This window comes from Streptomyces prunicolor NBRC 13075, assembly GCF_000367365.1.
Lineage (GTDB): Bacteria > Actinomycetota > Actinomycetes > Streptomycetales > Streptomycetaceae > Streptomyces > Streptomyces prunicolor.
On the sequence record NZ_BARF01000042.1, the window covers coordinates 1 to 18,234 of the forward strand.

The 18,234-nt window shown below is 70.8% G+C and carries 14 protein-coding genes; 13 read left to right on the forward strand and 1 reads right to left on the reverse strand.

Translation table 11 applies throughout. The annotated features are described in order from the left end of the window. The first annotated feature begins 42 nt into the window (after positions 1-42). The 7 genes from SPR02S_RS18890 to gatB all read left to right on the forward strand — a co-directional run bounded on the left by SPR02S_RS18890 (position 43) and on the right by gatB (position 9,618). Positions 43-1,050 (forward strand): methionine synthase, encoded by a 1,008-nt coding sequence (locus SPR02S_RS18890; RefSeq protein WP_019058558.1) that lies wholly within the window; start codon positions 43-45, stop codon positions 1,048-1,050. Between the two features lie 15 nt (positions 1,051-1,065). Next, positions 1,066-3,258, forward strand: a complete 2,193-nt coding sequence (gene ligA / locus SPR02S_RS18895) for an NAD-dependent DNA ligase LigA (protein WP_019058559.1) — start codon at positions 1,066-1,068, stop codon at positions 3,256-3,258. Positions 3,259-3,528: 270 nt separating this feature from the next. Then, positions 3,529-5,790, forward strand: a complete 2,262-nt coding sequence (locus SPR02S_RS18900) for a putative bifunctional diguanylate cyclase/phosphodiesterase (protein ID WP_043258364.1) — start codon at positions 3,529-3,531, stop codon at positions 5,788-5,790. A gap of 250 nt (positions 5,791-6,040) precedes the next feature. Further along, complete coding sequence (gene gatC / locus SPR02S_RS18905; RefSeq protein WP_007384860.1) at positions 6,041-6,337, forward strand: Asp-tRNA(Asn)/Glu-tRNA(Gln) amidotransferase subunit GatC; 297 nt, start codon at positions 6,041-6,043, stop codon at positions 6,335-6,337. Positions 6,338-6,342: 5 nt separating this feature from the next. Beyond that, positions 6,343-7,845: an Asp-tRNA(Asn)/Glu-tRNA(Gln) amidotransferase subunit GatA gene (gene gatA, locus SPR02S_RS18910; protein WP_019058561.1), complete on the forward strand. Its 1,503-nt coding sequence runs from the start codon at positions 6,343-6,345 to the stop codon at positions 7,843-7,845. Next, entirely contained in the window at positions 7,842-8,084 is a 243-nt protein-coding gene (locus tag SPR02S_RS18915) for a hypothetical protein (RefSeq protein ID WP_019058562.1), read from the forward strand. The genes gatA and SPR02S_RS18915 overlap by 4 nt, the downstream gene beginning before the upstream one ends. Before the next feature lie 16 nt (positions 8,085-8,100). Then, entirely contained in the window at positions 8,101-9,618 is a 1,518-nt protein-coding gene (gene gatB, locus SPR02S_RS18920) for an Asp-tRNA(Asn)/Glu-tRNA(Gln) amidotransferase subunit GatB (protein ID WP_019058563.1), read from the forward strand. A gap of 84 nt (positions 9,619-9,702) precedes the next feature. Here the strand turns inward: gatB and SPR02S_RS18925 are convergent, their stop codons facing one another. Then, entirely contained in the window at positions 9,703-10,491 is a 789-nt protein-coding gene (locus SPR02S_RS18925; RefSeq protein WP_019058564.1) for an SAM-dependent methyltransferase, read from the reverse strand. A gap of 116 nt (positions 10,492-10,607) precedes the next feature. Here SPR02S_RS18925 and SPR02S_RS18930 point away from each other — a divergent pair, with 116 nt between their 5' ends. From SPR02S_RS18930 to SPR02S_RS18955, 6 genes are all read left to right on the forward strand, one after another. Further along, positions 10,608-10,910: a hypothetical protein gene (locus SPR02S_RS18930; protein WP_026150684.1), complete on the forward strand. Its 303-nt coding sequence runs from the start codon at positions 10,608-10,610 to the stop codon at positions 10,908-10,910. Positions 10,911-11,113: 203 nt separating this feature from the next. Continuing rightward, a complete protein-coding gene (locus tag SPR02S_RS18935) occupies positions 11,114-13,357 on the forward strand; it encodes an MMPL family transporter (RefSeq protein ID WP_019058566.1) in 2,244 nt (747 codons plus the stop codon). Continuing rightward, a complete protein-coding gene (locus SPR02S_RS18940) occupies positions 13,335-13,910 on the forward strand; it encodes a GNAT family N-acetyltransferase (protein WP_019058567.1) in 576 nt (191 codons plus the stop codon). The genes SPR02S_RS18935 and SPR02S_RS18940 overlap by 23 nt, the downstream gene beginning before the upstream one ends. A gap of 35 nt (positions 13,911-13,945) precedes the next feature. Then, positions 13,946-14,575 (forward strand): hypothetical protein, encoded by a 630-nt coding sequence (locus SPR02S_RS18945; RefSeq protein WP_019058568.1) that lies wholly within the window; start codon positions 13,946-13,948, stop codon positions 14,573-14,575. Positions 14,576-14,774: 199 nt separating this feature from the next. Beyond that, positions 14,775-14,960 carry a hypothetical protein gene (locus SPR02S_RS18950; protein ID WP_019058569.1) on the forward strand — a complete coding sequence of 62 codons (186 nt, stop codon included), beginning with the start codon at positions 14,775-14,777 and terminating at the stop codon, positions 14,958-14,960. Between the two features lie 179 nt (positions 14,961-15,139). Continuing rightward, positions 15,140-18,220, forward strand: a complete 3,081-nt coding sequence (locus SPR02S_RS18955) for a helix-turn-helix transcriptional regulator (protein WP_020684187.1) — start codon at positions 15,140-15,142, stop codon at positions 18,218-18,220. Positions 18,221-18,234: the final 14 nt, after the last annotated feature.

The following is an 18,234-nucleotide window of genomic DNA, read 5'->3' on the forward strand; positions in this document are numbered from 1 at the left end:
GGGGCGCCGCCACACCCCCGGAGGGTTCCGTAGTCTTCCGGGGTGAGCAACAACAGCCAGTTCAGCTTCGGCGCGGCCACCGGTGTCGGTTCCCTGCCCGGCACCGACGCCCGCGAGGCCGCGAAGACCGCGACCGGGGCCTTCGAGGACTTTCCGTTCCTGCCCGAACTGCCCGCCCGGGGACCCGGCGCGGACATGATCGGCCGGACCGCCGGACTGCTCGTCGAGGTGTACGCGCGTGTGGAGCCCAGCGGTTGGCGGATCGGGGACCGGCCGGGGCGGGACACGAAGCGGGCGTGGGCGTGGCTGGGGGAGGACCTCGACGCGTTCGAGGAGTTCACCCAGGGGTACGAGGGGCCGCTCAAGGTGCAGGCCGTGGGGCCCTGGACGCTCGCCGCCAGTCTGGAGTTGCGGAACGGCGAGGCCGTGCTCTCCGACCCCGGCGCCTGCCGCGACCTCGCCGGCTCGCTCGCCGAGGGCCTGCGCATCCACCTCGACGAAGTCCAACGCCGTGTCCCCGGCGCCCAGATCGTGCTCCAGCTCGACGAGCCGTCCCTGATCGGCGTACTGCGCGGACACGTCAGGTCCGCCAGCGGCTACCGCACCTACCGCGCCGTAGACCGCCAACTCGTCGAGAGTGCGCTCCGCGAGGTCGTCCGGGTGCACGTGGACAGCCCGGTCGTCGTCCACTCCTGCGCACCGGACGTGCCGTTCGCCCTGCTGCGCCGGGCGGGCGCGGCCGGGGTCTCCTTCGACTTCTCGCTCCTCACCGAGCGTGACGACGACGTGATCGGCGAGGCGGTCGAGGCCGGCACCCGGCTCTTCGCCGGTGTCGTGCCGGGCACGGACACCGCGTTGTCGGACCCTGCCGGTAGCGTCATGGGTGTCAGGACGCTGTGGCGCAGGCTGGGGCTGCGACCGGGACTTCTCGCGGAGTCGGTCACGATCACCCCGTCGTGCGGACTCGCGGGGGCTTCTCCCGAGTACGCGCGCCATGCCCTCGCCCACTGCGTCCGGGCGGCGAGATCCCTCGCGGACAACCCTGAGTGACGGAAGGACAACACGGTGGCCGGCGACAGGCAAGCGGAGACGACGGTGCCCGCAGAGGCACGGGAGAAGCACGCGCAGCTCGCTGAGCAGATCGAGGAGCACCGCTTCCGGTACTACGTGAACGACGCTCCGGTCGTCAGCGACGCGGACTTCGACAAGCTCCTGCGCTCCCTTGAGGCACTGGAGGAGGAGTACCCGGAGCTGCGGACGCCGGACTCGCCGACCCAGAAGGTCGCGGGGGCGTACGAGACGGAGTTCACCTCCGTCGTCCACCGCTCCCGCATGCTCTCCCTGGACAACGCGTTCGACGACCTGGAGCTCGCGGCCTGGGCCGAGCGCGTCCACAAGGACGTCGGCAGCGCCGAGCACCACTTCCTGTGCGAGCTGAAGGTCGACGGCCTCGCCGTCAACCTGACGTATGAGCACGGCCGCCTCACGCGCGCGGCGACCCGCGGTGACGGCCGTACGGGCGAGGACATCACGCCCAACGTCCGCACGATCGCGGAGATCCCGGACCGCCTCACCGGCGACCGCGTGCCCGACCTCGTGGAGATCCGCGGCGAGGTCTACTTCCCGATGGAGAAGTTCGAGGAGCTCAACGCCCGCCTGGTCGAGGCCGGCGACAAGCCCTTCGCCAACCCCCGTAACGCGGCGGCCGGTTCACTGCGCCAGAAGGACCCCCGCGTCACCGCCACCCGCCCCCTGCACATGGTCGTGCACGGCATCGGCGCCCTGGAGGGCTTCGCCCCCCTCACCCGCCTCTCCGAGGCGTACGGCCTGCTGAAGACCTGGGGCCTGCCCACCTCCCCGTACAACAGGGTCGTCGACGACCTCGACGCCGTACGGGAGTTCATCAGGTACTACGGCGAGAACCGCCACTCCGTGGCGCACGAGATCGACGGCGTGGTCGTCAAGCTCGACGAGATCCCCCTCCAGGGGCGGCTCGGTTCCACCTCCCGCGCCCCGCGCTGGGCGATCGCGTGGAAGTACGCGCCCGAGGAGGTCAACACCAAGCTCGTCAACATCCGTGTGGGCGTGGGCCGTACGGGCCGGGTCACGCCGTACGCCCAGGTCGAGCCGGTGACGGTGGCCGGCTCGGAGGTCGAGTTCGCGACGCTGCACAACCAGGAGGTCGTCAAGGCCAAGGGCGTCCTCATCGGCGACACGGTGGTGCTGCGCAAGGCCGGTGACGTGATCCCGGAGATCCTCGGCCCGGTCGCCGACCTGCGTGACGGCAGCGAGCGGGAGTTCGTGATGCCGGCCGAGTGCCCCGAATGCGGTACGCCGCTGCGGCCGATGAAGGAGGGCGACATCGACCTCCGCTGCCCCAACGCCCGCACCTGCCCTGCCCAGTTGAGGGAGCGCCTCTTCTACCTCGCGGGCCGCAAGGCGCTGGACATCGACCACTTCGGCTATGTGTCGGCCGCCGCCCTCACCAAGCCGCTGGAGCCGGCGGACCCGCCGCTGCGCGACGAGGGAGATCTGTTCGGCCTGACCATCGAGCAGTTGCTGCCCATCAAGGCGTACGTCCTCGACCAGGACAGCGGGCTGCCCAAGCGGGACCCGAAGACCGGCGAGGAGAAGATCGCGACGGTCTTCGCCAACCAGCAGGGCGAGCCCAAGAAGAACGCGCTCGCGATGCTGGAGACCATCGCCGCAGCCAAGGACCGCCCGCTCGCCCGCATCCTCACCGGCCTGTCGATCCGTCATGTCGGCCCGGTCGCGGCCGAGGCGCTGGCCCGTGAGTTCCGTTCGATCGAGCGGATCGAGCAGGCCACCGAGGAGGAGCTGGCGAACACCGACGGCGTCGGCGCGATCATCGCCGCCTCCCTCAAGGAGTGGTTCGCCGAGGACTGGCACCAGGAGATCCTCCGCAAGTGGCGGGCCGCCGGGGTCCGGATGGAGGAGGAGGGTTCCGCCGAGGACGAGGGCCCGCGCCCGCTCGAAGGGCTCACCGTCGTCGTCACCGGCACTCTCGAACACTTCACGCGCGACGGGGCGAAGGACGCCCTGCAGAGCCGGGGAGCGAAAGTGACCGGTTCTGTTTCGAAGAAGACGTCTTTCGTCGTCGTAGGTGACAATCCTGGTTCGAAGTACGACAAGGCGATGCAGGTCAAGGTGCCTGTTCTCAACGAGGACGGCTTCACCGTCCTGCTGGAACAGGGGCCCGAGGCAGCCGCCGAAGTCGCGCTTCCGGTCGAGGAGTAGCGAGGAGCAGCGGTTGAAGGCCACCCGATCGGCGCATACCAGATGCATACGGGTGGCCGGGTCGCATTCGGGCAACCGTCTACGACCGCTGCCCGTGGAAGCCTTCTGCGGCCTACTGTTGAGGTGTGCACCTGCCGTGCCCAGCTGCGGTTGGGGCAACCCCCTGCTCTTGGTGAGCAGGGGGAGTGGTTTTCCAAACGCGGTGCCGTTGACGGAAGTCGGGCAGCGGACCGCGTGGCGTGGGCACCGCCGGCTGTGAGAGGGACGGGAATGGAACCGACCGAGAGCGCCCCCCCGGACTCACTCCTGCGCCGGCTCACCGGCGCCTGGCGGGGGAGTCGTTGGGGAGCGCGCCCCGTGGAGCGTCCGGGCAGCACCCAGCCGCGCGCCACCGGACAGTACTCCACACCGGACGCGCGCCACGACGCACCACTCTCCGCCGCCCACACCTCCGGGCTGCCGGGCGGTGAATCCGGCCGGCACCTGACCTGGCCCGCGCTGCCCACGGCGGTCGTGGTCGCGGCCGGCCTCGTCCTCGGCGCCGGCTTCTTCCGGGCGTTCACCGGCGACCACGCGCTCTTCCCGTCCGGCACGGTCGGCTGGTCGCTGGCCGTCCTCACCGGCATCATCGTCGGCCACCTGGTCGCGCTGGGCCGCGCCCGCTGGTGGGGCGGCACCGGCTCGGGCGCCGCCCTCACCCTCGGCGTCCTGCTGCTCTACGGCTGGGTCGCCGCCGGCATGGTCAGCCTCACCGTCGTCGTCCTGGTCGGCATAGCCAGGCGCAACCGCTGGCGCCAGGGCCTGCTGCACGGCGCGGTGGACATCCTCGGCATCGCCGCCGGAGCACTCGTGCTGGGCGCGTTCGGCCGGGTGCCGTCCGTCGAGACGCCGTGGAACCCCGACACCTGGACGGTCTACACCGCGCCCGAGGTCGTGCTGGTCGCCCTTGCCTATCTCGCCGTGACCCGCACCCTGCTCTGGTATCTGCACGCCCCGCGCCACGGCGGACTGCCCACCGTCGCCCGCACTGCCCTGCTCAGACAGGGACTGGTCGCCGTAGCCCTGCTCGGCATCGCACCACTCATCTGCGTGGTCGCCGTGGCGCAGCCGGTCCTGCTGCCCCTGTTCTCGATCCCGCTGATCGCCCTCGACTCCACGCTGTGGATGGCCCGCGCCCGCGCCGAGGAGCAACTGCGCGATCCGCTGACCGGGCTGCCCAACCGGCAGTGGCTGCTGGAGCGCATCTGGACCGCCCTGGACGACGCCGAGCGCATCGGCGCCAAGGCCGCGCTCATGCTGATCGACCTCGACCGGTTCCGGTCGGTCAACGACACCCTGGGTCATCTGGCCGGAGACCGGCTGCTGTTGCAGATAGCCGACCGGCTGCGGGTGGCGCTGCCGCGCGGGGCGGAGGCCGCGCGGCTCGGCGGTGACGAGTTCGCCGTCCTGCTGCCCGTCGCCGACTCCACGACGTCCGCGACCCGGGTCGCCCGCAACCTCGTCGCCGCGCTCAGCTCCCCGCTCGACCTCGACGGGCTCACCCTCGTCCTGGAGGCCAGCGCGGGCGTCGCCGTCTTCCCCGATCACGCCCTCGACGCCGAGGGCCTGCTGCGCCGGGCGGACGTCGCGATGTACCAGGCGAAGCGGGACCGTACGGGCGTAGAGGTCTACGAGTCCAAGCGGGACTCCAACACCCCTGACCGGCTGGGTCTGTTGGGGGATCTGCGGCGGGCGCTCGACGCGCACGAGGTGCAGGTGCACTACCAGCCCAAGGTGCGCTTCGACGGTCAGGTCGCCGGCCTTGAGGCGCTGGTGCGGTGGGTGCATCCCGAACGCGGGAAGGTGCCGCCGGACGAGTTCATAGCGATCGCCGAGTCGTCCGGGCTGATGCCCCATCTCACCGAATACGTCCTCGACACGGCGCTCGCCCAGGTCGCCCGATGGCGGGCCCAGGGCCTGTTCGTACCGGTCGCGGTGAACGTCTCCCCGCGCGATGTGCACACCCCCGGCTTCGCGGGCTCGGTCGCCGCGCGCCTCGCCCGGCACGGGGTCCCGCCGGGCTCGCTCCAGCTGGAGATCACGGAACACGTCCTCCTGGAGGACCCGCAGCGCGCCGCGGACACCCTCAACGGGCTGACCGGGCACGGCGTGAAGATGTCCCTCGACGACTTCGGGACGGGGTACTCGTCCCTGGTGCATCTGCGGCGGCTGCCGGTCAGTGAGTTGAAGATCGACCGGTCGTTCGTGGCGCGGCTCGCGGTGGACACGGAGGATGCGGAGATCGTTCGGTGCACTGTTGATCTGGCGCATTCCCTTGGGTTGCTCGTCGTGGCTGAGGGGGTTGAGGACGACGAGACGTGGGAGCGGTTGCGGGATCTGGGGTGTGACGCGGTTCAGGGGTGGCTTGTTGCTGCGGCTATGCCGCCGGAGGATATGACGGCTTGGTTGCGGGCGAGGGGTTCGCGGGGTTGGCAGCGGCCTCGGGCTGCGCTTCCGGCTGCCGCGGCGGATGATCCGGGGCGGATCGGCTGACCTTTTGCGCCTAATGGGGAGGAGCTTCTGTCGGTTTGCGGCTGCAGGCGCGTTGTGGCTGGGCGCGCCCACGCGGCGGAGCCGCAAAACGACACAGCCCCGCGCCCCTGGGGGGTTGGCCTCGGCCCCGTTGTGAAGTGGGCGACTAGCAGCCCCAGCCAAGGCGGCGCGGAAACCGTTTAACGGGTATGGCCCCCCGCCCCATAGGATTGGCCCCAAACCACACACACTCACCCCAGAGGAACGCTGCATGCCTGGCATCACGCGCGAGGAGGTCGCCCACCTCGCCCGGCTGGCGCGTCTGGAGCTGAAGCCCGAAGAGCTTGAGCACTTCGCGGGACAGCTGGATGACATCATCGGCGCGGTCGCCCGCGTCAGCGAGGTCGCCGACCAAGACGTACCGCCGACCTCCCACCCGCTGCCGCTGACGAACGTCATGCGCGCGGACGAGGTCCGTCCCTCGCTCACCCCCGAGCAGGCGCTCTCCGGCGCCCCGGCCCAGGAGCAGCAGCGTTTCAAGGTGCCGCAGATCCTGGGGGAGGACTAATCACCATGACGGACCACAGCAGCATCATCCGGCTCACCGCCGCCGAGACCGCCGCGAACATCGCGTCCGGCGTGCTCACGGCCGTCGAGGTCACCGAGGCCCACCTCGCGCGGATCGAGGAGGTCGACGCGAAGGTGCACGCCTTCCTGCACGTCGACCGCGAGGGTGCCCTCGCGCAGGCCCGCGCCGTCGACGCGAAGCGGGCCAGGGGCGAGCAGCTCGGGCCGCTGGCCGGCGTACCGCTCGCGCTCAAGGACATCTTCACCACCGAGGGCATCCCGACCACGGTCGGCTCCAAGATCCTCGAAGGCTGGATCCCGCCGTACGACGCGACCGTCACCAAGCGGCTGAAGGCCGCCGACGTGGTCATCCTCGGCAAGACCAACATGGACGAGTTCGCCATGGGGTCGAGCACCGAGAACAGCGCTTACGGGCCTACCGGCAACCCCTGGGACCTCACCAGGATCCCCGGTGGCTCCGGCGGTGGCTCCTCCGCCGCGCTCGCCTCCTTCCAGGCGCCGCTCGCGATCGGCACCGACACCGGCGGTTCCATCCGCCAGCCGGCCGCCGTCACCGGCACGGTCGGCGTCAAGCCGACGTACGGCGCGGTCTCCCGCTACGGCATGGTCGCCTTCTCGTCCTCCCTCGACCAGGGCGGGCCCTGCGCCCGTACGGTCCTGGACGCGGCGCTGCTGCACGAGGTCATCGCCGGCCACGACCCGCTCGACTCCACCTCCATCGACGCCCCGGTCCCGCCGGTCGTCGAGGCCGCCCGCAACGGCAGCGTGCAGGGCATGCGCGTCGGCGTCGTCAAGCAGTTCCGCGGCGAGGGCTACCAGGCCGGCGTCATCCAGCGCTTCGACGAGGCTGTGGCCGTACTGAAGGAACTGGGCGCGGAGATCGTCGAGTTGGACTGCCCGTCCTTCGACCTCGCCCTGTCGGCGTACTACCTGATCGCGCCCTCCGAGTGTTCGTCGAACCTGGCCCGTTTCGACGGCCTGCGCTACGGCCTCCGGGTCGGCGACGACGGCACCCACTCGGCCGAAGAGGTCACCTCGATCACCCGTGAGGCGGGCTTCGGCCCCGAGGTGAAGCGCCGCATCATGCTCGGGACGTACGCCCTGTCGAGTGGCTACTACGACGCGTACTACGGCAGCGCCCAGAAGGTCCGTACGCTCATCACCCGCGACTTCGAGAAGTCGTTCGAGAGCGTCGACGTGATCGTGTCGCCCACGACGCCGACCACCGCCTTCCCGATCGGCGAGCGCGCCGACGACCCGATGGCCATGTACCTCGCGGACCTGTGCACCATCCCGACCAACCTGGCGGGCAACTCGGCCATGTCGCTGCCCTGCGGTCTCGCGCCGGAGGACGGTCTCCCGGTCGGGCTGCAGATCATCGCCCCGGCGCTGAAGGACGACCGGCTTTACAAGGTCGGCGCCGCCGTCGAGGCCGCCTTCGTGGAAAAGTGGGGCCACCCGCTGCTTGAGGAGGCACCGTCGCTGTGAGCAATGCACTGTCGAAGGCCAAGGGCTTCAAGAAGTCCAAGTCCGGCACGTATGTGTCGATGGCCACCACCGCGTTCGGCGCGCTGGGTGTCGCCAAGCAGATCAAGAAGGCGCGCACCGAGCACGACACGCTCCGTCTGATCGACGCCACGGTGTCCGCCGTCGCGCTCGTCACCGGCTTCGCCATCCTGTACCGCGAGCTGAAGCGGCTGGGCGACGACGACGTCCTGCTGGGCTGAGAGGGAAGTTTTCACCGTGACCACCACGACCGACGAGTTGGTGTCGTACGAGGACGCCCTGGCGACCTACGACCCCGTCATGGGCCTCGAAGTCCACGTCGAACTCGGTACCAAGACCAAGATGTTCTGCGGCTGTTCGACCGAGCTGGGCGCCGAGCCCAACTCGCAGACCTGCCCCACCTGCCTCGGCATGCCCGGCGCGCTCCCGGTCGTCAACGCGATCGGCGTCGAGTCCGCGATCAGGATCGGCCTCGCGCTGAACTGCGAGATCGCCGAGTGGTGCCGGTTCGCCCGGAAGAACTACTTCTACCCGGACATGCCGAAGAACTTCCAGACCTCCCAGTACGACGAGCCGATCGCCTTCAACGGCTATCTGGACGTCCAGTTGGAGGACGGCGAGACCTTCCGGGTGCAGATCGAGCGCGCCCACATGGAGGAGGACACCGGCAAGTCGCTGCACGTCGGCGGCGCGACGGGCCGTATCCACGGCGCCTCGCACTCGCTGCTCGACTACAACCGCGCCGGCATCCCGCTCATCGAGATCGTCACCAAGCCGATCGAGGGCGCGGGCGAGCGCGCTCCCGAGGTCGCGAAGGCCTACGTCGCGGAGCTGCGCGAGCTGATCCGGGCGCTCGGTGTGTCGGAAGCCCGCATGGAGCAGGGCCAGATGCGCTGCGACGTGAACCTTTCGCTGCGCCCGCACGGCCGCGAGAAGTTCGGCACGCGCAGTGAGACCAAGAACGTCAACTCGCTGCGTTCCGTGGAGCGTGCCGCCCGCTTCGAGATCCAGCGCCATGCCGCGGTGCTGAACTCCGGCGGCACGATCATCCAGGAGACCCGTCACTTCCACGAGGACACCGGGTCGACGACCTCGGGCCGCGTGAAGGAGGAGGCGGAGGACTACCGGTACTTCCCGGAGCCGGACCTGGTTCCGGTGGCCCCCTCGCGCGCGTGGGTCGAGGAGATCCGCGCCGAGCTGCCCGAGCAGCCGCTGGCCCGCCGCAACCGGCTCAGCGAGGAGTGGGGGATCACCGCGTTCGACATGCAGTCGATCCTGAACGCCGGTGCCATCGACCCGATCGTCGCCACGATCGACGCCGGTGCGGACTCGGCCTCCGCGCGCAAGTGGTGGATGGGTGAACTCGCCCGCAGCGCCAACGAGTCCGGCAAGGCGCTCGACGAGCTGCCCATCACGCCGGAGCAGGTCGCCCGGGTCACCGCGCTGGTCACCGCCGGCGAACTGAACGACAAGCTGGCCCGCCAGGTCATCGAGGGCGTCCTCGCCGGCGAGGGCACCCCGGACGAGGTCGTCGAGAAGCGTGGCCTGAAGGTCGTCTCCGACGACGGCGCCCTCACCACCGCCGTCCAGGAAGCCATCGCCGGCAACCCGGGCATCGCCGACAAGATCCGCGGCGGCAAGGTGGCGGCGGCCGGCGCGCTGGTCGGAGCGGTCATGAAGGCCACCCGCGGCCAGGCCGACGCGGCCCGCGTCAAGGAGCTCATCCTGGAGCAGCTGGGCGTCAGCGAGGGCTGAGACGGCCGTAGGAAATCAGCCGTAGGACATCAACAGCCCTGGGGGGATGCATCGGTTGCGATGCATCCCCCCAGGTGTGTCACTTCACAGTCGGCGCCCCACGACGCGTGTGAAGCCGATCAGATGTTCCACGTCGGCGTTCACCAGCTCCGCCGACGTGCGCGCCATGTCCGCCATGAACTCGCTCGGGCTCTCCTCGGCGCACACCTCGCTCCACAGCAGCCAGTCGCGCCATCCGTCGGGCAGCCAGTCGGCCGTCTCGACCTCCGCTGCCTTGCCGCGTGTCCAGTGCCTGCGCCACCAGGCGGGGGAGTGGAAGGCCCAGAAGCCCGGGTCCCCTTCCCAGTACTGCTTCAGGTGCTCCGGCGGTTCGGCGCCCGGCAGTTCCTCCCGCAGCGCGGGCATGACGACGCCGATCCGGCCCTCCGGCTTCAACAGCCGGGTCAGCGTGGGCAGATAGAGGTCGGCGGTGCCGAAGTACTGATAGGCGTCGATCGACACGATCGCGTCGAACGTGCCGTCCCCGAAGGGGAGAGCGTGTGCCTCCACGTGGAGGGGGAGCACCTGATCGGCGACGCCCGCCTCGGCGATCCGTACGGCGTTCTCCTCGGGCTTCACCCACAGGTCGGCCGCGGTGACCTGGACGTCGTACTCCTTGGCGAGGAAGACGGAGGTCATGGCGCGTCCGCAGCCCAGGTCGAGCACGCGAGCGCCGGGGCGCAAGGTGTCCAGGCCGAGGGCGGGGGCCAGCCATTCCAGCAGCCACAGGGCGTGCGGGCCCATCTGGTTCTCGATGGTCCAGCGGGGGTCGTAGGTGTTGCTGCGCGGGTAGCGGGGGTGGGTCAGGCGGGCGGTCAGGTCGGTGTCGGGCATCGGTGAACGGTGTCCTCCGGTTCTGCGTAGCTCCTAGGGGAAGGCAACGAGATTGTGGAGGACGTCGGTTGGCCGCGCACCAGGTTTCTCAGGTGGAGGCGCTACGCTCGCCCGCCATGGACGGACGCGGAGATTCCGAGATATCCGAAGTGCAGGACTTCGGGGATCCGGCACTGGACGCGCGACGGGCCCGCTGGACGGCCGCGCTGACCGGTGCCGTGCTGGCCCTCGCGGGGGTGGCCGCGGCGGTGTTGCGGGCGAGTGGATCCGGGCCGGTCGTTGTTCCGGCCGCCTATGCCCTCGGCGCCGCGGTGTGTGCGCTCGCGTCGGTGCTCGGGTCCAGGGGCCGTACCAGAAGGGCGCTTTGGCTGTTGGTGGTCGGGGCGATGGTGATGGCGCTGGGGGACCAGTTCGACTGAGCCGGGTGCCCTGACAGAGTTGCCGTTACTGTCCTGTGATCTGGCTCCCACTCCCGTGATCCGGCGCACGAACGCCGTAAACGATCATTTTCTGCTGCAAGAGTGGGCCACGCATTGCTCATGCGTTCTTTGCGGGCTGTTCATCCCTCGAACCTGGATTCCCGGTCAAAGATCCACAATTCGCCATCCCCGGGAGCACGTTCGTGGCAGCCCTTGCCCGCTGGTGTGTTCAACACCGCCTCGTCGCCGTCCTGTTGTGGCTCCTCGCGTTCGGCGGGGTCACCGCGGCCGCCGCCGTCGCCGGTTCGGCGTACTCGAACGACTACGAGGCACCCGGCACCGAGTCGGGCCGCGCAACTCAACTCCTCCAGGAGGGGTTTCCCGGTCTCGGCGGCGACAGCGACACCGTTGTCTGGCGCACTTCGCCCGGCTCGGTCCGCGCCGCCGCCGTCGAACAGACCATGACCGGCGTTCTCGACAAGATCGCCGACCTGCCCGGAGTCGCCTCCGTCGTCAGTCCGTACGACGGGCAGGGCGCCGGCCGGATCAGCGCCGACGGGCGGACCGCCTACGCCACCGTCACCTTCGTGCACCAGGCCGAGGACATCGACAAGTCCCAGGCGCAGGCCGTCGTCCGCGCTGCCAAGGCCGTCGAGACCGACGGGCTCCAGGTCGAATCGGGCGGCAGCGCCATCGCGCTCACCGAGGCGTCGAGCGGGCACACCGCCGAGATCGTCGGGGTCGCCGTCGCCGCGCTCGTCCTGTTCCTCGCCTTCGGGTCGCTCGCCGCATCCCTTCTGCCCATCGGCACCGCCCTGGTGAGCGTCGGCACCGCGTACGCGGCGATCGTGCTGCTCGGGCATGCCATGACCGTCGCCGACTTCGCGCCCATGCTCGGCATGCTGATCGGGCTCGGCGTCGGCATCGACTACGCCCTGTTCATCGTGACCCGGCACCGGCGCGGGCTGAAACGCGGGCTGTCCGTCACCGAGGCGGTCACCAACGCGGTCGTCACCACCGGGCGCGCGGTCGTCTTCGCGGGCGCCACCGTGTGCATCGCCCTGCTCGGCATGCTGATCCTGCGGCTCGGTTTCCTCAACGGGGTCGCGATCGCCGCCTCGTTGACCGTGGTGCTCACCGTCGCGGCCTCCGTGACGCTTCTCCCGGCCCTGCTGTCCTTCATCGGCCCCCGCGCCCTCAGTCGCCGCGAACGGCGCCGACTGGCCGAGCACGGGCCCCAGCCGGAGCTGCCCACCGGCCTCGCCGCCCGCTGGTCCGCGTTCGTCGAGCGCCACCCCAAACTGCTCGGCGCCCTCGCCCTGGTCGTCATCACCGTCCTCGCGCTGCCCACCCTCGCCCTCCACCTGGGCACCTCCGACCAGGGCAACGACCCCAAGTCGTCGACCACGCGCCAGGCCTACGACCTGCTTGCCGGGGGCTTCGGGCCCGGTGTCAACGGCCCCCTCACCCTCGTGACGAAGATCGACAGCGCCGAGGACAAGCTCACCCTCGACAACCTCGACGCCACCCTGCGCACCACCGAGGGCGTCGCCTCCGTGACCCCGGTGACCTACGACGCCGGCGGCTCCACCGGGTACTTCAGCGTCGTACCGGACTCGGCACCGCAGTCACAGAAGACCAGCGACCTCGTCGACCGGCTGCGCACCGAGGTGCTGCCGCGAGCCGAGACGGGGACCTCGCTCGACATCCACGTGGGCGGGGTGACGGCGAGCTACGACGACTTCGCCGAGGTGATCGTCGGCAAGCTCCCGCTGTTCGTCGGGGTCGTCATCTCGCTCGGCTGTGTGCTGCTCCTGCTCGCCTTCCGCTCGGTCGGCATCCCGCTCAAGGCCGCCGCGATGAACGTCGCCGCCGTGGCCGCCGCCTTCGGGGTCGTCGTCGCGATCTTCCAGTGGGGGTGGGGGAGCGAGTTCCTCGGCCTGGGACGCGCCGGGCCGATAGAGCCCTTCCTGCCCGTGATCATGGTGTCGGTCCTCTTCGGGCTCTCGATGGACTACCAGGTCTTCCTGGTGAGCCGGATGTACGAGGAATGGCTGGAAACCGGCGACAACCGCCGTGCCGTCCGCGTCGGCCTCGCGGAGACCAGCCGCGTGATCAACTCCGCCGCGGTCATCATGATCTCCGTCTTCCTCGCCTTCGTGCTCAGCGGCGACCGCGTGATCGCCATGTTCGGCATCGCGCTCGCGTCCGCCGTCGCCCTGGACGCCTTCGTGCTCCGTACGCTCCTGGTGCCCGCCCTCATGCACCTGCTCGGCGGCGCCAACTGGTGGCTGCCCCGGGGCCTCGACCGCGTCCTGCCCCGCATCAGCATCGAGCCCCCCGAGTGCCGCGCCGCCCATGAGAGGCTGGCCGCCGCGACGGACGCCGAGGTGGCGGACGTCCTGGCGAAGGAGCGGGAACAGGATGTACGCGATATCCCTGGGTGACGACGGAGCCGAACTGCGTCCCCTGGAGCCGTGGCACGCCGAGGAGTTCCTCGCGCACCTGGACCGCGGCCGGGAGTTCATCGGCCAGTACATCGCCTTCGGGTCCAAGGAGACGGACGTCGACTCCGCGCGGGTCATGCTCCAGCGCTACGCCGACCTCCGTGCCGCCGACAGCGCGTCCCTGCACGGCATCTGGCTGGACGGCAAGCTCGTCGGCGGGGTCCTCTTCCTGAACTTCCACGCCGACCAGGGCAACTGCGAGGTCGGCTGCTGGCTGGAACCCGCCGGTGCGGGCCACGGACTGATCACCCGCGCGATACGGATTCTCATCGACTTCGCGATCGAACAGCGCGGTATCCACCGCGTCGAATGGCATGCCGCCGCGGGCAATGAGAAGAGCCTGAATGTTGCCCGCCGCACGGGCATGACCAGGGACGCGGTCCTCCGCGAATCACACCCCCACAAGGGCGTACGGCATGACATAGAGGTGTGGTCCGTGCTCGCCCCCGAGTGGCGCGAGGCACGCGCGCGTGCACAACACGGCGATCTTTAAGGAACTTCTCATACTTCACCCCTACCGTGCGCACCATGGGTACCAAGACTGTTGACGAGGCCGCGAACGAGGCCCCCGAGGTGAAGAGCGACGCGGAGTCCGTCGACGTCACCAAGACCGATGTCACCAAGACCGACGAGGAAGTGACCGAGCCGGACACCGCGAGCACCGAGGCCGAGGCCGCCGAGGCCGTCGAGGACGAGGACGACCTCTCCGAGGAGGAGTACGCGGCCGAGCTCGCGAAGCTCCAGCAGGAGGAGCCTGAGGGCCCCTCCGGCGTCGGCCAGGGCGCTGCCGCCGTGGTCTCCGCCGCGCTCGGCTTCATCTCGCTCTCCGGCGGCTGGATCGGCACCGTCGCCGGCGCCCGCGCGCAGCTCAACGGCCAGCTCCACACGGCGTCCACCGCGAGCGTGGCCACGCAGATCAAGGAGGTCTACGGCACCTCCTGGCATGCCACCGCGATCTGGGCCGGTATTTTCGCGCTCGTGGCCGCCCTCGTGGGTGTCGGCGCGCTCATCCGGCCCGCGTTCGGCGTCCCGGGCAAGCCGCAGGCCACCTGGATCAAGTCGGTCGCCTGGGCGGGCGTCGCGCTCGGCGTCGTAGGCCTGCTCCTGGCCGTCCTCAAGTACACCGACGTCCTGCTCAGCATGCCGTCGGCCACCTGAGTCACCGCAGTTCACCAGGGGGCTTAGGCGGCTCCGTAAGCACCTTACGGAGCCGCCTGAGCCCCCTTACGCATGTCTAAGGCCCGCCCGGCCCCGCAAGATGCGGAACTCTCCCGATGTGGCGGACCCCCCTTGGAGACGAAGGTTGAGGCATCGCAGAAAGCGAAGCCCGAAACCGCACTCCACCAAGGGACTTGAGATGTACGAGTACGAACTCCACCAGATCCGCTCCGCCGAACTGCGCCGGCAGGCCGCGAACGAGCGCCTCGCCCGCGAGGCCGTACGCGGTGCCCGCGCCGCCCGCCGCGAGCAGGCCCGCCTGGACACCGAGGGGGAGGTGCATACCAAGCGCCCCCACAAGCACCTGTTCGCCCGCGCCTCGTGACCGTCCGGGTACGGGACGACGGTCGTACGGCACGGGACGACGGCGGTCGTACGGTACGGGACGACGGTCGTACGGCGCAGGACAACGGCCGTACGGCGCCTGCCCGGCAGGCCGGTGGGGCGCTCCTCCCCGTGGCCGTCCGCCCGAAAACCGGTGCCGCGTTGTCAGACCCGCGTGACATGCTCGCAAGTGTGGAGACCAGGTCCGTCAGTCCGGTCTTCGTCGGCCGCGCCGACGAACTGGACACGCTGAACGATGCGCTCGCCCGCGCCGCCGCGGGCGAGCCGCAGGCGTTGCTGCTGGGCGGCGAGGCCGGCGTCGGCAAGACCCGGCTGGTCGAGGAGTTCGCCACCGCGGCCTGCCGCCGGGGCGCCGTCGTCGCGCTCGGCGGCTGTGTCGAGATCGGCGCGGACGGACTGCCCTTCGCCCCCTTCTCCACCGCCCTGCGCGCGCTGCGCCGCGAACTGCCCGACGCGCTGTCCGCCGCGGCCGCCGGCCAGGAGGAGGAACTCGCCCGGCTGCTCCCGGAGTTGGCGGAGACAGCCACTCTTCAGCGGGCCGGACGGCACGACGAGGAGGGCATGGCCCGTCTCTTCGAGCTCACCGCGCGCCTCCTGGAGCGCGTCGCCGCCGACCGCACGGTGATCGTCGCCCTGGAGGACCTGCACTGGGCCGACGCCTCCACCCGCCACCTCCTCGCCTACCTCTTCCGCACCCTGCGCACCGGCCGCCTCCTCGTCCTCGCCACCTACCGCGCCGACGACATCCACCGCCGCCACCCGCTGCGCCCCCTGCTCGCCGAACTCGACCGGCTCCGCACGGTCCGCCGGATCGAACTGGGCCGCTTCAACCGGCAGGAAGTGGGCCGCCAGATCGCCGGCATCCGCGCCGCCGAACCGGACGCCGCCCAGGTCGACGAGATCTTCGAACGCTCCGACGGCAACGCCTTCTTCGTCGAGGAACTCGCCGTCGCCGCCCACGACGGCTGCCGCTCCAACCTCACCGACTCGCTGCGCGACCTGCTCCTCGTCCGGGTCGAGTCACTGCCCGAGAGCGCCCAGCGGGTCGCCCGGATCGTCGCCGAGGGCGGCTCCACCGTCGAGTACCGGCTGCTCGCCGCCGTCGCCCGGCTGTCCGAGGACGACCTCATCGAGGCGCTGCGGTCCGCCGTCGGCGCCAACATCCTCCAGGCGGCGCCCGGCGACGACGGCTACCGCTTCCGCCACTCCCTGGTCCGCGAGGCCGTCGGCGACGACCTGCTGCCCGGCGAGCGCTCCCGCCTCAACCGCCGCTACGCCGAAGCCCTGGAGGCCGACCCGACGCTCGTCCCCGCCGACCAGCGCGTCATGCGCCTGGCCAGCTACTGGTACCACGCCCACGATCCCGCCAAGGCCCTCCCGGCCGTTCTGGACGCCTCTGTCGCGGCCCGCGGCCGGCACGCCCACTCCGAGCAACTACGGCTCCTGGAGCGGGCGATGGAGCTCTGGGACACCGCCCCCGAGGCCGTCCGCGCGAGCCTGCGTCCCGTGGACTACGCCGAGGTCTACCCGCCCTGCGGCTGCGACCCGGAGACCGAACCCCTGGGTTACCTCGACCTGATGGCGGAGGCCGCCGTCGCCGGACGGCTGAGCGGGGAGCGCGAGCGCGCCCTGAAGATCACCAAGCGGGCACTGCACCTCATCAACGACGAGGAGGACCCGCTGCGGGCCGCCTGGTTCTGGGTGCAGCGCTCCACCCTGATCCGGCACCAGGCCCGCGGCGACGGCTGGTCGGAACTGGCCGCCGCCCAGGAGCTGGTCCGCGGACTGCCGCCCTCCGAGGTGCACGCGGAGGTGCTCGCCAAGGTCGCCGGCTGGTCCATGGTCCATGTCCCGGGACCCGACGCCTATGTGGCCGCCGAGCGCGCGGTCGAGTACGCGCGCATGGTGGGCGCCCGTGAGATCGAGATGGACGCCCGCCTCACCCTGGCCGGCCTCATGGTCGCCTCCGGCGACGTCGAGGCGGGCCTCGCCGAGCTGGTCGAAGTGAAGGAGCGGACGGTCGCCGAGGGCATCTCCAGCGTCGCCGGCCGCAGCTATGTGAACCTTCCGTCCTCCCTTCAGACCGTCGGCCGCTCCCGGGAAGCCGTGTCGATCCTGGAGACCGGGCTCGCCTTCGCCAAGAAGTTCGGCCAGTTCGACAAAGAGGCCTGGATCTGGGGGAACCTCGCCGAATCCCTGTTCACCCTCGGCCGCTGGGACGAGGCCGCCGAGGCGGCGTCCCAGTCGGAGCGCGTGGGCCCGAGCGCCTCACCCCGCGGCTTCCACGCCCGGCTCCGCGCCGAACTCGCCCTCGCCCGCGGCGATGTGGCCGAGGCCCGCCGCCAACTGGCCACGGCCCGCGAGCACTTCGGCACCCATGACGTCGCTCCTCAGCACCATCTGCCCCTGGAGCGGATCGAACTCCAGATCGCCGCCGCCGAAGGCCGCTTCCTGGACGCGCGAGCCATTCTCGAACTCGTCCTGGACTGCGGCTTCCGGCCCGGCACACAGTTCGAGGCCTGGCCGCTACTGGTCACCGCGGCCATCGCCGAGACCCGGACCATCGGCGTGCCCGCCGCGGATCCCGGCCGCCCCAAGATCCTCGACCGCATCCGGGAGGCCGCCAAGCCGGTCCCCTCCAACGTCCCCGTCTGGCAGGCCCACGAACGCTGGCTGCGCGCCGAACTGCGGCACGGCGAGGGCCGCGCCACCCCGGACGACTGGTCCGAGGCGGTCGCCGCCTTCGAATGCCTCGACCGCCCCCACGACCTCGCCCGCGTCCGGCACCGGCTGGCCGAGGCGCTGCTGTCCGACCCCGACGGCGGCGACGACGAGCGGGACCGCGCCACGGAACTGCTCCGCCTCTCCGCCGCCGTCGCCGACCACCTCGGCGCCCGCCCGCTCGCCGACTCCGTCACGCTGCTCGCCCAGCGGGCCCGGCTGACGCTCACGAAGGTCCCGGCGCGCAGAGCGGCGCCCACCGACCCCACCGACCCCGCCGATCCCGTCCAGGCGCTCGGCCTCACCAGCCGGGAACGGGACGTGCTGCGCCTGGTCTCCGCCGGCCGCACCAACCGGCAGATCGCCGAGGAACTCTTCATCTCCCCGAAGACCGCGAGCGTCCACGTCTCGAACATCCTCGGCAAGCTCGGCGTCTCGGGCCGGGGAGAGGCGGCGGCCGTCGCCCACCGGCTGGAGCTGTTCCCGCCCGACCCGCTCACCGTGCGCTCCGCGCGATGAGTCGTACGCTGTAG